The organism is Chryseobacterium sp. NRRL B-14798 (genome assembly GCF_050470705.1).
Lineage (GTDB): Bacteria > Bacteroidota > Bacteroidia > Flavobacteriales > Weeksellaceae > Chryseobacterium > Chryseobacterium cupriresistens.
In genome coordinates this window covers 5,070,609-5,087,703 of sequence record NZ_JBFLUL010000005.1, presented here as the reverse complement: position 1 = coordinate 5,087,703, position 17,095 = coordinate 5,070,609, and the positions used below count along the sequence as shown (strand labels likewise).

Sequence of the window (17,095 nt, the reverse complement as noted above, 5' to 3'; positions counted from 1 at the left end):
GTTTATTTTATGTTGACTAATACTTGAATTTTTCCAATCTCTTTTTGGTCATAATCCTGAAGTGCTTTTCCGATTACCTGACCAATTTTTACTTTTTTAATATTGGCTTTCATGGCAACACCTGCTTTAGATGAAGTTACCAGGAGATCCCCTCTTTTTATTTTTCCGTTTTCAAGGCATACTTTGGTCGGAATGACACCAATGACACCCATTGGAACTTTATCAGAAATATCAGTGTCAATATGTTCTTCTGTGAGAAGTACACCAGGTTTGGTAGCATATACACCTGCCACAAGACCAGAATAAGGTGTTGATGATTTTTCAACGGTTCTGTCTGCGCTGGTTGAGATGACCAGAATATCACCGGGTTCATACTGGGCAATACTTCCGTTTACATCAAACGCTTCAGCAACGTCAGCACCGCTGTTTTGAGTTCCGCCGTTAAAAAATCCACGTCCTGCAGAATTGATTCTTGCTACATTCACTGTACCCGGATTTCCGGACTTAAATAAAGCAATAGATCCGTTGCTGTGGGTTTCAACAGTAAGTGCTGGATTGGTATTGGCCGTATTGTAATTTACAAATCTTGCAGCTCGTCCTTGTCCAAAATTAGGAACCCAGGCATAGATAGCGTTTCCTGTTCCGTCTGCAGTTGTTTCTACACCATCTCCCGTGTTGGATGCATTGGCGGTGATACCATTACCGTTACCATCTGCAATGGCAATCAAGGCAGGACCATTTCCTGCAGGATTGGATGCGTGGAAAAGGCCTGCGTATCCTCCGGTTCCGGAAGATACTCCATAAATTCCTGCTGTGCCGAAGTTGGCAAACTGTGAATTGACTTCTCCTCTTACTGCAGGAGAGGTTCCGGTCACTTTATCTACCTTGAAATTACCTGCAATACCGTTTCCAACAGTGGTAACAGTGATAACATCGCTGGTGTTTGATTCATTGAAAATATTAAATCGTCCGGCACGTCCTGTAGCAAAAGTAGGAACCCATGCATAAAGCGCATTTCCGGCACCGTCAATATTGGTTTCAACCCCATTTCCGTCTTTACCTGCATTGGCAGTAATGGCGTTACCGTTACCGTCTGTCAAAGCGATCAGTGATGCTCCGTTTCCGGCAGGATTGGAAGCGTAGAATAGTCCGGCTCGTCCTCCGGTTCCGGATGAAACACCAAAAATAGCAGCAGCACCAAAATTTCCAAAAATAGTATTGACTTCCCCTCTTACAGCAGCTCCAACACTATTGGTATTATTGAGTACAAAAGAAGCAGCATTGCCTTTGGTATTATCAGGGATGTTTCCATTTCCGTTAGATGCCACTTCAAAAGTATTAGCATCGGTATTTGTATTGTTGAAATTTTCAAATCTTCCCGCACGTCCGGTACTGTTATTTAAACCTACCTGACCGTAAACACCGATACCCGTTCCGGCTGTATTGGTAGCTACAAATCCTCTAACTCCATACCCGCCTCCGTCATTACGGCCTACGACTGCTCCGGCAATATCACTGGTGGTTCTGCCTACTACAGCTTCACCACCACCGTTGTTATCACCTACAACACCGGCGGAAGTCTGTGAGGAAGTTATTCCATGCAGCCCAAATCCGGCTCCTGTAGAACTTCTGACTCCGGCTCCGTTTCCTGAAGTGGTAACATTGATAACCGTACCGTTTCCTACACTGGATGCACTAAGGGCAACATTATTATTCGCATTATTAAAGATTGAAATACTTGCGGGAATCCCGTTATTACTGGTAGCGGTAAGACCCGTTCCTGTATTACTGTTGGCATAAACCCCGGTTCCGTTGGCGCTGGCATTACCATATACACCCAGTCCATTCGGAGTAACACCATATACTCCCCAGCCGCTTCCGGCCTGGCTTCCGTAAACCCCGACTCCAAGTCCTCCTGTACCATTGTTAATACCGCGTACAGCACTGGAAAATCCACCGGGAGAAGCACTGTTTACAATTCCTCTTACTGCAGAAATATTGGATGTGGTAGTATTATTTACTCCCTCCAGGGAAGTACCATCTCCATCGTTGATCAATGAAAACAGAGCCGAAGCATTATTAACAGTTGTGCTGTAAGGAATGGCAAAGCTTCCGCCGCCGCCTCCCGCAGATTTGGCATACATTGCATAAGGAACACTTAACAGCTGGCTGGTTCCTACTATGGTATAGCTGGTTCCTCCGGCAGGATCTGTTTCTGTTTTTAAATAATAGCTTCCTGCAGGCCAGTTGATGGTAGCGAATGTTCCTGTAAGTACAGTTCCGGTTCCTATTTCAAGACTGATAAGTCCGTTGGCATTCGTATTTCCGGTGAGTCTTTCAGAGTAGACTGCTGCTCCGGCAGGAGATCCCTGTAATATGCTTGCTTTGACAGCAATGGCCTGATTGACTAAAAGTTGTCCGGATCCGTTTCTCATGACAGCCTGGTAACTCATTTTTTCCGGAGCCTGAGAAAGTCCCATAAAGAAACCTATCAGAATCCAAAACAGTGATAATATTTTTTTCATGGCGTTTTATTTTTTAATGATTTTAAAAGTTTTGATATTTTCCCCATTTTGGATAATTCTGATAATGTACATAGCAGAAGGAAGTGAGGAGAAATTAAGCTCAGATTTTGATTGTGAAATCTCGTCTTTTTTTACCAGTTTGCCCTGAGCATCAAATAACTGATATTCTGATCCTTTAAAATTATTTGAGGTAAAATCCAAATACAAATAATCTCTGAAAGGATTTGGATAAAGCAAAATGCCGTTCAGTTCCGATGTGTTTTCATGAGTAGTAAGCGTAACAACCTCATAAGATTGTTGAACACCTTCGAGAATCTGTCCTGTTCCTTTTTCGAGGTAGGTTGTCTGGCCTACACTGTAAGAAACAAAACCATTAGCTCCTGATGCATCCAGTCCGGTTGCCAAAACTGCAGATTGTGCGTGCAGTATGGGGATGGAAAAGACAGACAGAATAATACAGTAAATAGATATTCTTTCCATGGATAACAGTTTTGGTGATTAATAGATGTGTTTTCTTGGGGAATTTGGGAAGACTAAATTACCACCTATCTCCATTGATTGGCAGGAAAATAGACCAACGGCAGAAATAATCGACCAATGGCATTGGTGAATTATTATGATGTATTTTTAAGGATTAAAAAAAGAAAGATTGTCCTTGTAAGTTCGGCCAATAGGAAGTTTTATACGATGCGGAAGTTCTATTTCGTGACAGCTTTTTCCGCGGATAAGATGACGCGGGACAGCATAGCTTCTGTGTATTCTGACAAAAGAATTAAAAAAACTTTTTTGCAGAAGATTTCCCAGCGAATTTAAAATACAATGATTTTTTTCCAGTGTGATGATTCTGGTGTAATCTTTCAGAGCTTCCAGGTAGAGAATATCTTTCATCTTAATCTGAAAAACATGACCACCCTCTTTTATTTTGATGCAGTTTTCTCCCACCATGGCATCATAGCATTCACATTTCTCTTTTACTTCAAAAAAATCAAAAAGCTTTTCCATGGAATAATGAAATCGTTCTGCGGTAAGCGGTTTGGTAATAAAATCTAAAGTATTAATCTCAAAAGCTCCGGCAGCCAGTTCGGGATGAGAGCTTACGAAAATACAGGCAGGGATCTTATGGGCCAGCTTTCTGAACTCAAGACCGTTCATACCCCTTAAATTGGTTTCGGTAATCAGGAGATCAACGGGAATATCAAGATAGGGAACTGCCTTTTCAGCAGAGTCGAAAGTGGCAACAATTTCAATGTTTTGATATTGCCTGATATAATGCTGAAGAACCAGCCTGTCCAGTTCATCATCATCAATAATCATACATTTGATATGGGTAACCATGATATTCCGGAGATTAGTTTTTGATTTAAATAATTAAAAATCAGAAATTTATTATATAAAGTTATTGATTTTTTATAAATCATTCATCAGTAAACTTAAATTTATATTAAAATATGTTATTAAGTAAAAATTGATTTTGTTTTTTTTCTGAAAAATATTAACTTGTAAAAATCATAAACATAGACAGAACTTAATGTTAGAAAAGAAAGAACATAACTATGAGAAAGCTGTCCTGGTGGGTGTTATTACCCAGAATCAGGATGAAGAAAAACTGACGGAGTATTTGGATGAACTTGAGTTTTTAGCTTTCACAGCAGGAGCAACCGTACAAAAGCGCTTTACCCAAAAATTAACTCAGCCTGATTCCAAAACCTTTATCGGTAGCGGAAAAGCCATCGAGATAAAAGAATATGTAAAAGAAAACGAGATCGGAACCGTAATTTTCGATGATGAACTCTCTCCTTCACAGCTTAAAAACCTGGAAAGGGAAATGGAGGTTAAAATCCTAGACCGTACCAATCTTATTCTTGATATTTTTGCCCAGAGAGCACAGACTTCTTATGCAAGAACTCAGGTTGAACTGGCACAATACCAGTATCTTTTACCACGACTGACAAGAATGTGGACCCACCTTGAGCGTCAGAAAGGGGGAATCGGGATGAGAGGTCCCGGGGAAACGGAGATTGAGACTGACCGTCGTATAATCCGTGACAGAATTACATTGCTGAAAGAGAAACTGAAGACGATAGACAAGCAGATGGCTACCCAGCGTAACAACCGTGGGAAAGTGGTTCGTGCTGCTTTGGTAGGATATACCAACGTAGGGAAATCTACCCTGATGAATTCCATTTCAAAATCTGAAGTTTTTGCTGAAAATAAATTATTCGCTACGCTGGATACCACGGTAAGAAAAGTGGTAATTGGAAATTTACCGTTTCTGTTGACAGACACCGTAGGGTTTATCAGAAAACTTCCTACTCAGCTGGTAGAATCTTTTAAATCTACATTGGATGAGGTTCGTGAAGCCGATCTTTTGATCCATGTGGTGGATATTTCTCACGAAAGCTTTGAAGATCATATAGAATCTGTAAATCATATCCTGATGGAAATCAACGCTCATCAGAAGCCAATGATTATGGTTTTTAATAAAATTGACGATTTCAGCTATGAGAAAAAGGATGAAGATGATCTTACGCCTTCAACCCGTAAAAATATTTCTCTTGAGGAATGGAAAAAGACGTGGATGGCAAAGTCAAAGTATCCGACAGTTTTCATCTCTGCATTAACGAAAGAAAACTTCCCGGAAATGAAGAAAATGATCTATGATGAGGTCATGAAGATTCATATTTCCAGATTTCCATACAACGATTTTCTTTTCGAATATTTCGACAACGACGAAGAAGAAAGCAACAATTAATGAAGTATCACTTTTTCCTTTTATTCATCATGTTTTCGGTTTTTGGGTTCAGCCAGAAATCAAAAATTGATTTAAAAGCTATTGAGAAAAGTCTCAGGACTTCCGATTCGCCGTACAATTACGAGAAGCTTATTTTCAAATTTAAAGGATACCCAAAGTCTCTGGATAGCATAGAAGCTCAATATCTGTATTATGGAAGAAATTTTAGAAACGATAAAATAAGTACATCAGATGATAGTTTTAAAAGTCTTGTAGAAGCCTTTAAGCAAAATAATTTTGCAGACTGTATCAAGCAGGGAAAAGATTTGTATGGTAAAGATCCTACCAACCTGGATATTCTGTTGATCCTTCTTAGGGCCTATGATTCGGTAAAAGATGGAAATAATTTTGTACACCATCTGAACCAGTTCCGCACCCTTACCGAAGGAATAAGAAGTTCCGGAGACGGAAAATCCGAGAAAACGGCCTATATCGTCAATTCGGTAGGAGATGAGTATATTCTGCTCAACATTCTGAATATTGGACAGGATTATACCAGGAGTTCAAAAGCTTCTAAAGATGCGATGTTTGATATATGGGAAAAGGACGGGAAGCAGATTTATATCAAAATACTCTATTTGGAACTCACCAATTAATCTTAAAATAAAAACACTTAGTGGAATTATATTATTCATTTTCAGCATTAATCGTATTAGCATCCATATTTGCCTATCTTAATTATAGGTTTTTAAAACTTCCGAGTACCATCGGAATTATGGTCATTGCCATTGTGGTTTCCATTTTTCTGGTCCTTTTCGGAGAAACGGTTCTTCCCAGAACTTTCGGACATCTTCATAACCTGATGAACGGAATTGATTTTACAGAAGTTCTGATGGGTGCCATGCTTAATTTTCTGCTCTTTGCAGGAGGAATTCATATTAATATTAATGACCTCAAAGAACAGTTCAGACCTGTAGTAATATTTTCCACAGTAGGGGTTGTGATTTCTACTTTTGTAGTAGGATTTGGAATGTTTTATCTGCTTCCTTATGTGGGGGTTAAACTTCCTTTTATCTACTGTCTTGTTTTCGGTGCCTTGATTTCTCCTACCGATCCGGTAGCGGTTCTGAGTGTCCTTAAGCAAGCCAATGTATCCAAATCACTGGAAACAAAAGTGGCCGGAGAGTCTCTTTTCAATGACGGTATGGCAGTTGTGGTCTTTACAGTGATTTTGCAGCTGGCGATCGGAAAAGAAGTGGATCTGAGTGTTGAAACGATAGGATTGCTTCTCCTTAAGGAAGCTGGTGGAGGTCTTTTACTCGGGGTTCTGTTAGGATGGGTTACTTCAAGATTGATGCGTGAAGTGGACGATTATATTATTTCCGTATTAGTAACGCTTTCGGTGGTAATGGGAGGTTATCTTATTGCCCGTCAGATGCATATATCAGGTCCATTGACTATGGTGGCGGCAGGATTATTTATGGGAAATTTCAACAGAAGTTTCAAAATGAAGTCTGTTACCCAGGATTATCTGATCAAATTCTGGGAATTGATTGATGAAATCCTGAATGCTGTATTATTCCTGTTTATTGGGTTTGAACTTTTGATGATTAAAGATCTCAGACATTTCATGATTCCGGGCTTAGTGGCCATTGTGGTAGTTTTGCTGGCAAGATTTATTTCGATCTGGGGACCTACAAAATTTACTTCCCTGAGAAGAAGTTTCAGTCCGCAAACGGTGAAAGTGCTTGTTTGGGGAGGAATTCGTGGCGGAGTTTCCATTGCATTGGCGATGTCTGTTCCTAAAAGTGAATACAGTGAAATTATTTTAAGTATTACCTATTGTGTTGTCGTATTCTCAATCATTGTTCAGGGTCTTACCATTGCTAAGGTGGCGAATCCTAATAAGATCGCCAAAGAAGAGGAGGAGCAGGAAAATATTACTGTAGAAGAAAACGCTTAAATTTTCATATGAGCATTGTTAAAGAAATAGAGGAAGCACTTGCTGTTTTATCCATTCCTGAAAAGGCGGAATTTTTTCCAAGATTTTTTAAAACAGGAAAAGGAGAATATGGTGAAGGCGACTTGTTTCTGGGCGTAAAAGTTCCGGATCAACGCTCTGTGGCCAAAGAATATTATTCGAAAATAAATTTAAAGGAACTCAGTACATTACTTTCTTCAACATATCATGAACATAGGCTGACAGCTCTTTTTATGCTTATTTTAATATTTGAGAAAACAAAAGATAAGGCAGTAAAAGAAGAAGTGGTCGCTTTTTATCTGGATCATCTTCCTTATGTGAACAACTGGGATCTTGTAGATTCTACCTGCTATAAAATTTTAGGCAGATATGCTTTTGAAAATCAGAAAGAAAGCCTTCTTAAGCAACTTTCGGAATCTGATGAGATGTGGCATAAAAGGATTGCTGTTGTCGGAACAATGCATTATATAAAAAAAGGATCATTTGCTCTGACCAAAGAATTTGTGACCAGAAATCTTAAACACTCCCATGACCTGATGCACAAAGCAAATGGATGGCTGCTAAGAGAAATGGGAAATAAAAATGAAGGCGAGCTAATCGGTTATCTGAACCAATATTATAAAGAAATGCCCAGAACCTGCCTTCGGTATGCTATTGAAAAACTGGATGAAGATCTTCGCCAGGATTATCTTAAAGGGCGTGTTTAAAAAATGATATACGGAAGCAATACCGTATTTTCCCCTGAAAAAGTACCGGGAAACAGCTATTTATGCCCAAAAAATCAAAGATTCTAAGGATGTAAGGCCAGAATTAAGTAATTTTGTGCTTTTAACCTGATCATGAAAAAAATATTAAAACTATTTCTTCTTCTGCTTCCCCTGCTTTTTTTAACAAGCTGCTTTGATATCCTGGATAAGGTGAACGTAAAAGCTGATGGTACAGGAGAATATACAATTATTCTTAACGCAAGTAAGAGCAAGACAAGACTGGCTTCCATCTCAAAAATGGAAACCATCAACGGAAAAAAAGTTCCTAAAAAGTCAGAAATTGAAAATAAAATCAATGAAGCAGCCAGAATTTTTAAAGGAACTCCCGGAATCAGCAATGTGAAAACCTCCATGGATTTTGATAATTACATCATCAAGCTGAGCTGTAATTTCAAGAAAATCGAAAATATCAATGCCGGTCTGGAAAAAATGAAAGCCCAGAAAATATTGGGTAAAATGGTTCCAACCCAGGTGTACAGCCAGAATCTTGAAAAAAAGACATTAATAAGGAATAAGGTCAATACTTTCAAAGCTGACTATGACAAGATGAGTAAGGCAGACAAAGAGGTTTTTACTGATGCGAAATATACTTCCATTATGCAGTTTGAAACTCCAGTGAAATCACAATCGAATACTACTTATGTGCTTTCTCCCAACAAAAAGGCTCTTAAACTGGAAGCTGATATTCTGGACCTCATCCTTCAAAAAAAGCAAATTCAAAATACCATTCTTTTTCAATAAATTTCTAAACTATAGTCATGAAATCTATCTTATTAAAAACGCAAAAAATATTTTTCATACTCTTTGGCTTTACATTGGTTTTGGGCCAAAACAGTATGAAAATCCCTTCCGACGCTGTATTTTACATGGAAGTCAACGGAAAGCAGCTTAATAACAAAATCAACTGGGATAAACTGAACCCTTTGCTGCATGAGCTCAGCAAAAAGAGTAAAGAAAAGCTTTCGTGGACAGATTATTCCAAAACAGGAATTAAATACGATGCTGTTCAATACCATTACGCAAGTTTTAATGATTCTATTAAGACCTACAATACTCATTTTATCATTGATAATAAAGAAAAGTTTCAGGAGTTCATTAATTCTGTGAAGAAAAAAGGACAGGAAGTTTCCAGCAGAAAGAACTATTCTTACGTAGATATCAATGATGATGTTTTTGTGGCTTGGAACGGGAGCCGTGCTGTTCTCAGTATGATCAGCTATACCAAACCTTATAAGGATCTTTGGGCAGAGGAAGCAGTTACAGACAGTACAGCAGTTGCGGTGGTGGACTCCGCTTACGCAGAGCCGGGAGATACAGTGTATACCGAAGAACCGGAAAAACCATTCGATTATAAAGAAGAGATTAAAAGTCTGAAAGAAGATATCAAATACCTGAAAGAAAGTATTAAAGAAAACAACAACGAGATTGCAAGAATCCAGAAAGATATCAAATACCTGGAAAAACATCATAAATATCCTGCAGAGAAAGAAAGTGCTGAGAATTCTGAAAATGGAGAGGAAATGCCTGATGCGGAATATGATGAGGAAGAAGATAAAGCCTATCAGAAAGAGCAGGACTCTATCAGGAGAGAAAATTTTAAGGTTGTTAAAAAGAACGCTGAAGATCGTTTCGACCAATATTTCAGTTCAAATTTAGAGATTGAAGTTCCTAAAGAAATGCTTTCATTCAGAGATGCCAATTCCGATGTTTTTGTGTACACAGACTATGGAAGGATTGTAAATGAAGGGATCTATGGAAAAATGACGAAGTATTATGGCTACGGACAGTTTTTCAAAAACATGTACAACTCCAATTATGTATACAATCTGTATTTTGATAAAGATAAAGTAAGACTTGTCAATAATTATCAGCACAAAAATGCTGACATTCAAAAGAATATTTCTGCCATTTATAAAGGGAAGAAAAACAAAAAACTGCTGGAGCTGATCAATGAAAAAAGTGTAGGTTACTATGCCATGAATGTGAATGGGGCAAAATGTTTCGACATGATGTACAGCCTTCTTCAGAATTCCGGGGAAAATGAATACAAAAAAGAAATGGAGCTGATCATGGAAACTATGAAGATAGTACTGGATGAAGAAGCCATTGCCAAAATTGCACCTGGAAACGGAATCTTTGTTTTGAATGAATTAAAATCCAAAACCGTAGAATACACCGATTATGAATACGATGCTGATTTCAATGAAAAAGAAGTAAAGAAAACCAAAGAAATCGCTGTTCCTAACTTCACTTTCGCTTTTGCAACAGAGAACGAAGGCTATTGGAATCGTATTTTTGATATGCTGACCACCAATAAAAAGTTTTCTGAAAGATTCTCTAAAAAAGGAAATGTGTACACCTTTAAGGAAGAAAAAAACGGCGGTTATGTTGATCAGTTATTCTTTACTGTGAAAGATGGGGTTGTGTACTTAATGAGTGCTGCAGATAATAATTTACCGGTAAACCAATCTGATATTTCCAGAAAATGGGCAAAAGACTCTGCTAAATATCCTTTATCCGGCAGATTGGATATCAAGAAACTTTTAACAGGATTAGACAAAGAATTCAAAACTCCGAAAGAAAGAAAAACATTAGAGGCGATCAAAAAAAATGTAGGAGAGTTGTATTATAAAATGGAAGTAAAAGGAGAAAGTATCCAGACTGAAATGAACTATAACATCAAAGATTCTTCGGAAAACAGCTTAATGTATTTCTTTGATATATTCGATCAGGTTTTTAAAGCTAAAGAAACAGAAAAGAAGCCTCAAATTTTATAGATGAACAAAAAAAAGATTATTGTCCCGTTATTTTTATTGCTGGCTGTTGCAGTATATTTTATAGCTTTTCACAAAGATAAAAGTCTTCAATATATTCCTGATAGCGCAGATGCAGTCGTCTTAATCGACACGAAGAAATTAACGGGACAATACCTCTTCAGTTTAGTAACCCATCCTTCAAAATGGTCCGGAAGAAAAGCAAAGAGTAAAAGCTCCGGTTCACTGAAAGATTCAGGAATCAGAATTCCGGATTTTCTACAGATATTTCATATTAAAGGCACTAAATTTACAGAATGGTACAGTGTTTTAGAGCTTAAAGATTCGCAAAAATTCATTACCTATTTAAAGAAACAAAACTTTGTAGCCAAAGGAAATAACCTTTTTCAGAAAGATCAGTTTTTCTTTATGATCAATGGGAACCATTGCATTGCAGGAACTTCTGACCTTGCTTTTGAAACCCTTCAAAAAAGACTTCTTCAGAATTCTGTACATCATGTTTGGGAGGCAGACCGCTTTATTCAAAATACAGTGGGAAGCATTTCATTCATTTCAGGGCAGAAAATCCGAAACTTTTCCATTGAGCTAAATGAGGACGAAATTGAAATCAAGAATAATTCAAATCCGGAGATTTTTAATACGATTGCTTCAAAATTTGAGAAAGGAAATCATTTTCTGGAACTTGAATTAGACAGAGAAAACATCAGGAATTTTACCCGTTTTTTCAAAAAAAGTATAGCAGATTCTTCACAGATAACATCTTTAAAGGCTGCTGCAGATCTTAGACAGATCAATGATACCATCGTCACGTATGAATATGATGATAATTTTAATGAAGTTGAAAGAAAGACGGTTCAAAAGATCACCCAGCCCAGCTATATGATCGATATTCTGAGTAATGATCCTGAGAAAACCTGGCAATATTTCCAGTCTGAAAAATGGATCAATAACGAAAATCAATTTACTGCAATTCCCTTTCAACCTAATAAAATCACGCAAAATAATAAAGGTGTTACGATAAAATCAACCCGGAATCCGATATCATTACCCGGCAGGTTAAAGCAAAACTATATTATAATCAGAAATAATGCATTGCTGTATTCATCTTTGAAAATGCTGAGTGACAGTGAAAAAAAGATCATTTCTGACATCGATTACGTATTGTATGGGAACAAGGCTCAGAATTATTGGGTAAAAATAAAAGCGAAGAAAGGAGAATTACCCTTAATTTTACGGTGGTAAGCACAGAACCCGAATAAAATTTTCTTAAATGGCTCCATCAGATATCGCATTGCTCAAAACTTTTACGCATTATTTTTTACATCTTGTTTTTCCGGTCTTTATTGCATTGATTTTTTATCGGAAAAACTGGAAAAAGGCATATTTTATTCTTCTTGCTACCATGCTGGTAGATCTTGACCATCTTTTTGCCAATCCAATTTTTGATCCTTCAAGAGGAAGCATAGGTTTTCATTTCTTACATTCTTATTATGCCATTGCGGTGTATTTTTTGCTGCTGTTCTTTAAAGGAAATATCAGGATAATAGGAATCGGGCTTCTGTTTCATATGTTCACAGATTATCAGGATTTTAACTTCTGGCCTCATTAAAATATTATTAATATTTTCTTTTAATATTGAAATTATTATAGATTTTTTGTATTTTGTAGTCACGATATGAGACTAAAAGAACTTTTACATTATACCTATATTTTTCCTATTCTGGCAGTAGGATACTACTTTTCCGGTTTGATGGGAAGTGGTGTTCTATATGATATTCTTGCCGGTATTTTATTAATCGGAAGTGTTTTGTCCGCAGTACATCATGCTGAAGTGGTAGCTCATAAAGTAGGGGAGCCTTTCGGAACCATCATTCTGGCTCTTTGTATCACCATTATTGAAGTGGCACTTATCATCTCGCTGATGGTTGCCGGCGGAGATCAGGCGATCACGCTGGCCAGAGATACCGTTTTTGCTGCTGTAATGCTTATTCTTAATGGAATTCTGGGGATATGTATTCTGGTAGGCGGCGTTAAATATCACGAGCAGTTCTTTGCAAGGACTTCAGCAACCACTTATCTGGTGAGTATTGTTTCTATTCTGGTACTTACCCTTGTTCTTCCCAATTTTACATCAAGTGTCAACGGACCATTCTATAACGAAGCACAGCTTATTTTTATATCCATTGCGTGTCTTGCCATTTACGGGGTTTTCCTGATGGTGCAGACCGTTCGCCACAGAAGCTACTTTATTGTTCCTGATGAGCATCCTGAAGAACATTATATACCTTCATTGTCAAAAACCCTTATCAGCTTTATTTTTCTGGTAATTTGTCTTGTTATTGTCGTGCTGATGGCGAAAGGGTTATCCGATACCATAGAAGCAATGGTACAAAGCCTTGGAGCTCCGAAATCTCTGGTGGGAGTCATTATTGCTGCCGTGGTTCTCCTCCCTGAAGGGGTGGCAGCGATCCGTGCGGCAAGAGCCAATCAAATCCAGTCCAGCTTAAATCTGGCATTGGGTTCTGCACTGGCAAGTATCGGTCTTACTATTCCTGCGGTTTCAGTAGTGTGCATCATGTACAATATTCCGCTTGTATTAGGATTGGACAAAAAAGACATTATTCTGCTTTCTTTATCCGTATTTATCGTAATGCTTTCATTAAGCCGGGGTAAGACAAATGTTCTTTACGGAACCGTTCTTTTGGTGAATCTGGCAGCCTATATCTTTACAGTGATTGTTCCATAAAAAGAAAAAGTACAAAATTACATATATGTTTATTTGTAAAAGAAATCCAGGAAGTTAACCTCGATATCTATATCCCGTACCCCGAATCCCGTATCACTACAACCTTCTCGCCAGCTCCATTTTGAAAGCCATCAGTTTTGCTATATTCTCTGACTTGTAAATCGCCATGTCAGCATTTTCCCCTACGAAGTTTTCCTCAATAGTGCTGCGCCAAAGTTCCAGCCATCGGTCAAAATGTTTCTGTTCCATAGCCTGTATCTCGTTAATCGGGAAGTGTACACCCATTGGATTTCCTTTATAAGTCATCTGTCCGAAAAGGATAGACTCCCAGAAAGAATACATTTTAGGAAGATGCTGATCCCAGTCTACCTTAGCGATATCATTAAAAAAGAAACCAATAGTTTCATCTTTAACAACTTTGTTGTAAAATGAATTGACAAGGTGTTCAATATCTTCTCTTGATTCAAGCTTTTTCATAGTTCAAAGTTAGTACAATTCGTATTAAAAATTTCAGTCGGGAAATTGATAAATTTCATGTAAACAGTATTTTAGAGCACAACATAAAATAATACAATGAAAAATTATGAAAGATTAAAATTTGATTAATTCTCAAAAAAAGACTTTAAAAGAATTCGTTTTTTGTAAATTTAATTATTAAACACTAAAAAATTATTAAAATGATCAAAAAAATCAATTCTATTTGTATTCTCTTACTGATGTTTTCGGTATCATGTTCAAGGGATGAAGTGAGTGCTATTAATGATGATTCGGAAAAAATAAATTATTCTGAAGTAAAAAAATCACAGATGACGGAGGCAGAGATGCTTCAGCAGGGCTGGAAAATTGTAGATGAGTTTAAATTACCAGGGAATAATAGTTTGGGTGCCAGCTATAGTTCGCCAAATGAAGAGCGTGAAATCCCTTTCAAGGCAAATCACCTGAAAGATATGGGATATGATGTCAGTTATTCCGGAGAAAGAACACGGTTGAAAAACGTTTTTGCTTATTCCGGCCAGGTTCCGGATGGAATTATATTTAATCCAGACCTTTCTGTAGATGGAGATGCCCGGAATACAGCTCCAAACCCTAATGTTTCCATTGTTTTGGGAACTCCTGAGGTAACCATAAAAACAGACGGTGCAGATCTACCGGACAATGCCTATACTACGGAGGCAATTAACAATGGCGACAGAGAAAGTGAAATTACCGTAACGTATTCTTATAAAAAAGGATATTCTACTTCCTGGAAACGTACTGTATCGGGCTCATTTGAAGTGGCAGCTTCAGTATCCGTTGATATTCCACTGGTTGCAAAAGCTTCAGCAAGCACAAAAGTTGTGGTGGGAGGAGATACAACGGAAGGTACGGAAAATTCTGAAGAAATTACCGAAACCAGTAGCTACAAGACCATTGTGCCCGCTCATTCTAAAAAAACAATTTCTGTCCTTACAAAATTGAAGGGATCATCCGTTGAATACTTTGTACCGATGAAATTAAAAGGAAGATTACAGGCGAACTTTCCTTCTCCCGTAGATGGCCATTATTATTGGGCTTTTCCTATCGAAAGCTTTCCAGATTTTCTTACCAATATACATGGAGAGTCAGGAATCGTAAAATCTGTCAGCAATGTAAGTGTTACGGTAATGGAATCACCTGCGCAAAGGATTTAAAAGTACTTTAATATACATTAAAAAAACAGCAGAAATTCTGAATGTCTGCTGTTTTTTGTGTTTTGTTATCTGGACAAAGTTCAATTAAACCACTGAGAAAGCCATCTGCCATCTGAATAGTAAAGTTTAAAAATGATTACTAAAAAGCATTGATATCTTAATGGATTCTATTCTTAACTTTGCTTTTTATATGTTGAAAGAATGAGCAGATTATTAAGGGGCTTATGGGTAGCGGACAATCATAATATAATAAAGTCAAAATGATTACAAAATGACAGGAGGATTCAGAAAAAAAATCCGTCAGAAAAATGCGGAAAACAGTGGTTTCGGAACCAATGCATCCGGAAGATTTATCAATAAAGACGGCCTCCCGAATGTTCAGAGAAGGGGAGTGAATGTTTTTAACAGGCTAAGCTGGTACCACACCATGCTGAATCTCTCCTCATTCCGTTTTATATCTTATCTGGTTATCGCTTATATTATCATTAATCTTTTGTTTGCAATGATTTATTATCTGATTGGTGTAGAGCATCTTACCGGAATTGATAAGAGTGATCCGCTCAATGAATTTATCGATGTCTTTTTCTTCAGTTCTCAGACATTTACCACCGTTGGATATGGAAGAATAGCTCCTGTAGGCTTTTTGGCAAGTCTTGTAGCCACATTTGAAGCTTTTCTGGGATTGCTTACCTTTGCTATTGCAACAGGGCTTTTCTACGGAAGATTTTCAAGACCCCGGGCATATCTTAGATTTTCTGATATAGCAGTTATTGCTCCTTTTCAGGAATCTTCAGCATTAATGTTCAGGCTTGCTCCCTATAAAAACAATGCATTGACGGATGCAGATGTAATTGTATCAGTGGCTATAGAAGTAATAGAAAACGGAATCGCCAAAAGCAATTTTTACCGGCTTACAACACAGATGAGCAAGATCAATACACTGGCGCTCAACTGGACTGTAGTGCATAAAATTGATGAAAACTCTCCGTTTTATGGCTTTTCCGAAGAGGATTTTAAAAATACGGATATTGAGCTTATTGTGCAGGTTCGCGCATTTGATGAAGTATTTTCAAACACTGTGGTTCAAAGATCTTCATATACAACGGGAGAAATTGTATATGGGGCCAAATTTGTTCCGATGTATTATCCAAATAAGGAAAACCTTTCAACAGTACTGGATCTGGATAAAATCAATGAATATAAGAAAGAAGAGCTTCCGGAATCAGTGAGAAATAAAGAATAATGGATTTAGATTTTTATAAAAAACAAGCGATACAAAAGCAGAAAGAGCACAAGAAATTTCTGGACGGATTGAAGAAAAAACCGCCCAAAAATCTCGACTATGTAGTGCAGGAAACCCACGATGAAGTTTTTGAGGAAATTGATTGCCTGCAGTGTGCCAATTGCTGCAAAACAACAGGCCCGCTTTATACTGAAAAAGATATTGAGCGAATTGCCAAACATCTCAGAATGAAGTCCGCAGACTTTGAAGCAAAGTTTTTAAGAGTGGATGAAGATAATGACAAAGTGCTGCAAAATCTTCCCTGCTTTTTTCTGAACAGTGATAATACATGCTCTATCTACGACGTAAGACCGAAAGCCTGTCGTGAATATCCTCATACAGACCGTAAGAAGATTTATCAGATCAATAACCTGATGCTGAAAAACACGGTAATCTGCCCGGCTGCATTTGAATTCGTAGAAAAGATGATGAAGAATATAGTGAAGTAACTTTGCAGGAAGAGGGAAGATGGGGCTGAGAACTCTTCTCGTTGGTTATTTCTACTCTAAAAAACTTGCAGTTTCAAGCGCTACTCTTCCAGTCAGTTCAACCGGACTCATTTTTGCAAATTCCTCTTAAATAATTATAAAGTACGTTAAATAAGCTTTTTACGCATAAT

Annotated in this window: 16 protein-coding genes; 12 read left to right on the top strand and 4 right to left on the bottom strand. The window is 37.7% G+C overall.

What is annotated here, in order from left to right; genetic code table 11:
- Positions 1-2 precede the first annotated feature (2 nt).
- The 3 genes from AB1278_RS23270 to AB1278_RS23260 form a co-directional block, all read right to left on the bottom strand.
- Positions 3-2,525 (bottom strand): beta strand repeat-containing protein, encoded by a 2,523-nt coding sequence (locus AB1278_RS23270; RefSeq protein WP_343643781.1) that lies wholly within the window; start codon positions 2,523-2,525, stop codon positions 3-5.
- Between the two features lie 6 nt (positions 2,526-2,531).
- Positions 2,532-3,005 carry a T9SS type A sorting domain-containing protein gene (locus AB1278_RS23265; RefSeq protein WP_202841958.1) on the bottom strand — a complete coding sequence of 158 codons (474 nt, stop codon included), beginning with the start codon at positions 3,003-3,005 and terminating at the stop codon, positions 2,532-2,534.
- A 147-nt stretch (positions 3,006-3,152) separates the two neighbouring features.
- Positions 3,153-3,860, bottom strand: a complete 708-nt coding sequence (locus AB1278_RS23260) for a LytR/AlgR family response regulator transcription factor (RefSeq protein WP_238349669.1) — start codon at positions 3,858-3,860, stop codon at positions 3,153-3,155.
- A gap of 193 nt (positions 3,861-4,053) precedes the next feature.
- Between AB1278_RS23260 and hflX the strand changes: the two genes are divergently transcribed.
- From hflX to AB1278_RS23215, 9 genes are all read left to right on the top strand, one after another.
- Positions 4,054-5,277: a GTPase HflX gene (gene hflX / locus AB1278_RS23255; RefSeq protein ID WP_062673053.1), complete on the top strand. Its 1,224-nt coding sequence runs from the start codon at positions 4,054-4,056 to the stop codon at positions 5,275-5,277.
- A complete protein-coding gene (locus AB1278_RS23250; RefSeq protein WP_429817290.1) occupies positions 5,277-5,912 on the top strand; it encodes a DUF4919 domain-containing protein in 636 nt (211 codons plus the stop codon). Before hflX ends, AB1278_RS23250 begins: the two co-directional genes overlap by 1 nt.
- A gap of 20 nt (positions 5,913-5,932) precedes the next feature.
- Positions 5,933-7,219 carry a cation:proton antiporter gene (locus AB1278_RS23245; protein ID WP_429817287.1) on the top strand — a complete coding sequence of 429 codons (1,287 nt, stop codon included), beginning with the start codon at positions 5,933-5,935 and terminating at the stop codon, positions 7,217-7,219.
- Positions 7,220-7,227: 8 nt separating this feature from the next.
- A complete protein-coding gene (locus AB1278_RS23240) occupies positions 7,228-7,944 on the top strand; it encodes a DNA alkylation repair protein (protein ID WP_429817284.1) in 717 nt (238 codons plus the stop codon).
- A 132-nt stretch (positions 7,945-8,076) separates the two neighbouring features.
- The gene (locus tag AB1278_RS23235; RefSeq protein ID WP_343643776.1) at positions 8,077-8,745 is read left to right on the top strand and encodes a hypothetical protein; all 669 of its coding nucleotides are present in this window, start codon (positions 8,077-8,079) and stop codon (positions 8,743-8,745) included.
- 95 nt (positions 8,746-8,840) lie between these two features.
- Positions 8,841-10,781, top strand: a complete 1,941-nt coding sequence (locus AB1278_RS23230) for a hypothetical protein (protein WP_429817280.1) — start codon at positions 8,841-8,843, stop codon at positions 10,779-10,781.
- Positions 10,782-12,020: a hypothetical protein gene (locus tag AB1278_RS23225; RefSeq protein WP_429817277.1), complete on the top strand. Its 1,239-nt coding sequence runs from the start codon at positions 10,782-10,784 to the stop codon at positions 12,018-12,020.
- A 28-nt stretch (positions 12,021-12,048) separates the two neighbouring features.
- Positions 12,049-12,387 carry a DUF6122 family protein gene (locus AB1278_RS23220; protein ID WP_047376129.1) on the top strand — a complete coding sequence of 113 codons (339 nt, stop codon included), beginning with the start codon at positions 12,049-12,051 and terminating at the stop codon, positions 12,385-12,387.
- Between the two features lie 66 nt (positions 12,388-12,453).
- Positions 12,454-13,524 carry a calcium:proton antiporter gene (locus tag AB1278_RS23215; protein ID WP_202841945.1) on the top strand — a complete coding sequence of 357 codons (1,071 nt, stop codon included), beginning with the start codon at positions 12,454-12,456 and terminating at the stop codon, positions 13,522-13,524.
- A 96-nt stretch (positions 13,525-13,620) separates the two neighbouring features.
- Here AB1278_RS23215 and AB1278_RS23210 read toward each other — a convergent pair whose 3' ends face one another.
- Complete coding sequence (locus AB1278_RS23210) at positions 13,621-14,001, bottom strand: group III truncated hemoglobin (protein WP_202841943.1); 381 nt, start codon at positions 13,999-14,001, stop codon at positions 13,621-13,623.
- A gap of 200 nt (positions 14,002-14,201) precedes the next feature.
- Between AB1278_RS23210 and AB1278_RS23205 the strand changes: the two genes are divergently transcribed.
- The 3 genes from AB1278_RS23205 to AB1278_RS23195 all read left to right on the top strand — a co-directional run bounded on the left by AB1278_RS23205 (position 14,202) and on the right by AB1278_RS23195 (position 16,925).
- Positions 14,202-15,194 carry a hypothetical protein gene (locus tag AB1278_RS23205; RefSeq protein ID WP_202841941.1) on the top strand — a complete coding sequence of 331 codons (993 nt, stop codon included), beginning with the start codon at positions 14,202-14,204 and terminating at the stop codon, positions 15,192-15,194.
- 271 nt (positions 15,195-15,465) lie between these two features.
- On the top strand, positions 15,466-16,437 hold the full coding sequence (locus AB1278_RS23200) for an ion channel (RefSeq protein WP_202841939.1): 972 nt from the start codon (positions 15,466-15,468) through the stop codon (positions 16,435-16,437).
- Positions 16,437-16,925, top strand: a complete 489-nt coding sequence (locus tag AB1278_RS23195; protein WP_202841937.1) for a YkgJ family cysteine cluster protein — start codon at positions 16,437-16,439, stop codon at positions 16,923-16,925. The genes AB1278_RS23200 and AB1278_RS23195 overlap by 1 nt, the downstream gene beginning before the upstream one ends.
- The last annotated feature ends 170 nt before the right edge of the window (positions 16,926-17,095 follow it).

What these genes read in the sequence shown, in the direction of transcription:
- AB1278_RS23270 (WP_343643781.1), bottom strand. Translation starts at nt 2,525, where the DNA reads ATGAAAAAAATATTATCACTGTTTTGGATTCTGATAGGTTTCTTTATG.
- AB1278_RS23265 (WP_202841958.1), bottom strand. Translation starts at nt 3,005, where the DNA reads ATGGAAAGAATATCTATTTACTGTATTATTCTGTCTGTCTTTTCCATC.
- AB1278_RS23260 (WP_238349669.1), bottom strand. Translation starts at nt 3,860, where the DNA reads ATGGTTACCCATATCAAATGTATGATTATTGATGATGATGAACTGGAC.
- hflX (WP_062673053.1), top strand. Translation starts at nt 4,054, where the DNA reads ATGTTAGAAAAGAAAGAACATAACTATGAGAAAGCTGTCCTGGTGGGT.
- AB1278_RS23250 (WP_429817290.1), top strand. Translation starts at nt 5,277, where the DNA reads ATGAAGTATCACTTTTTCCTTTTATTCATCATGTTTTCGGTTTTTGGG.
- AB1278_RS23240 (WP_429817284.1), top strand. Translation starts at nt 7,228, where the DNA reads ATGAGCATTGTTAAAGAAATAGAGGAAGCACTTGCTGTTTTATCCATT.
- AB1278_RS23235 (WP_343643776.1), top strand. Translation starts at nt 8,077, where the DNA reads ATGAAAAAAATATTAAAACTATTTCTTCTTCTGCTTCCCCTGCTTTTT.
- AB1278_RS23230 (WP_429817280.1), top strand. Translation starts at nt 8,841, where the DNA reads ATGAAAATCCCTTCCGACGCTGTATTTTACATGGAAGTCAACGGAAAG.
- AB1278_RS23225 (WP_429817277.1), top strand. Translation starts at nt 10,782, where the DNA reads ATGAACAAAAAAAAGATTATTGTCCCGTTATTTTTATTGCTGGCTGTT.
- AB1278_RS23220 (WP_047376129.1), top strand. Translation starts at nt 12,049, where the DNA reads ATGGCTCCATCAGATATCGCATTGCTCAAAACTTTTACGCATTATTTT.
- AB1278_RS23215 (WP_202841945.1), top strand. Translation starts at nt 12,454, where the DNA reads ATGAGACTAAAAGAACTTTTACATTATACCTATATTTTTCCTATTCTG.
- AB1278_RS23210 (WP_202841943.1), bottom strand. Translation starts at nt 14,001, where the DNA reads ATGAAAAAGCTTGAATCAAGAGAAGATATTGAACACCTTGTCAATTCA.
- AB1278_RS23205 (WP_202841941.1), top strand. Translation starts at nt 14,202, where the DNA reads ATGATCAAAAAAATCAATTCTATTTGTATTCTCTTACTGATGTTTTCG.
- AB1278_RS23200 (WP_202841939.1), top strand. Translation starts at nt 15,466, where the DNA reads ATGACAGGAGGATTCAGAAAAAAAATCCGTCAGAAAAATGCGGAAAAC.
- AB1278_RS23195 (WP_202841937.1), top strand. Translation starts at nt 16,437, where the DNA reads ATGGATTTAGATTTTTATAAAAAACAAGCGATACAAAAGCAGAAAGAG.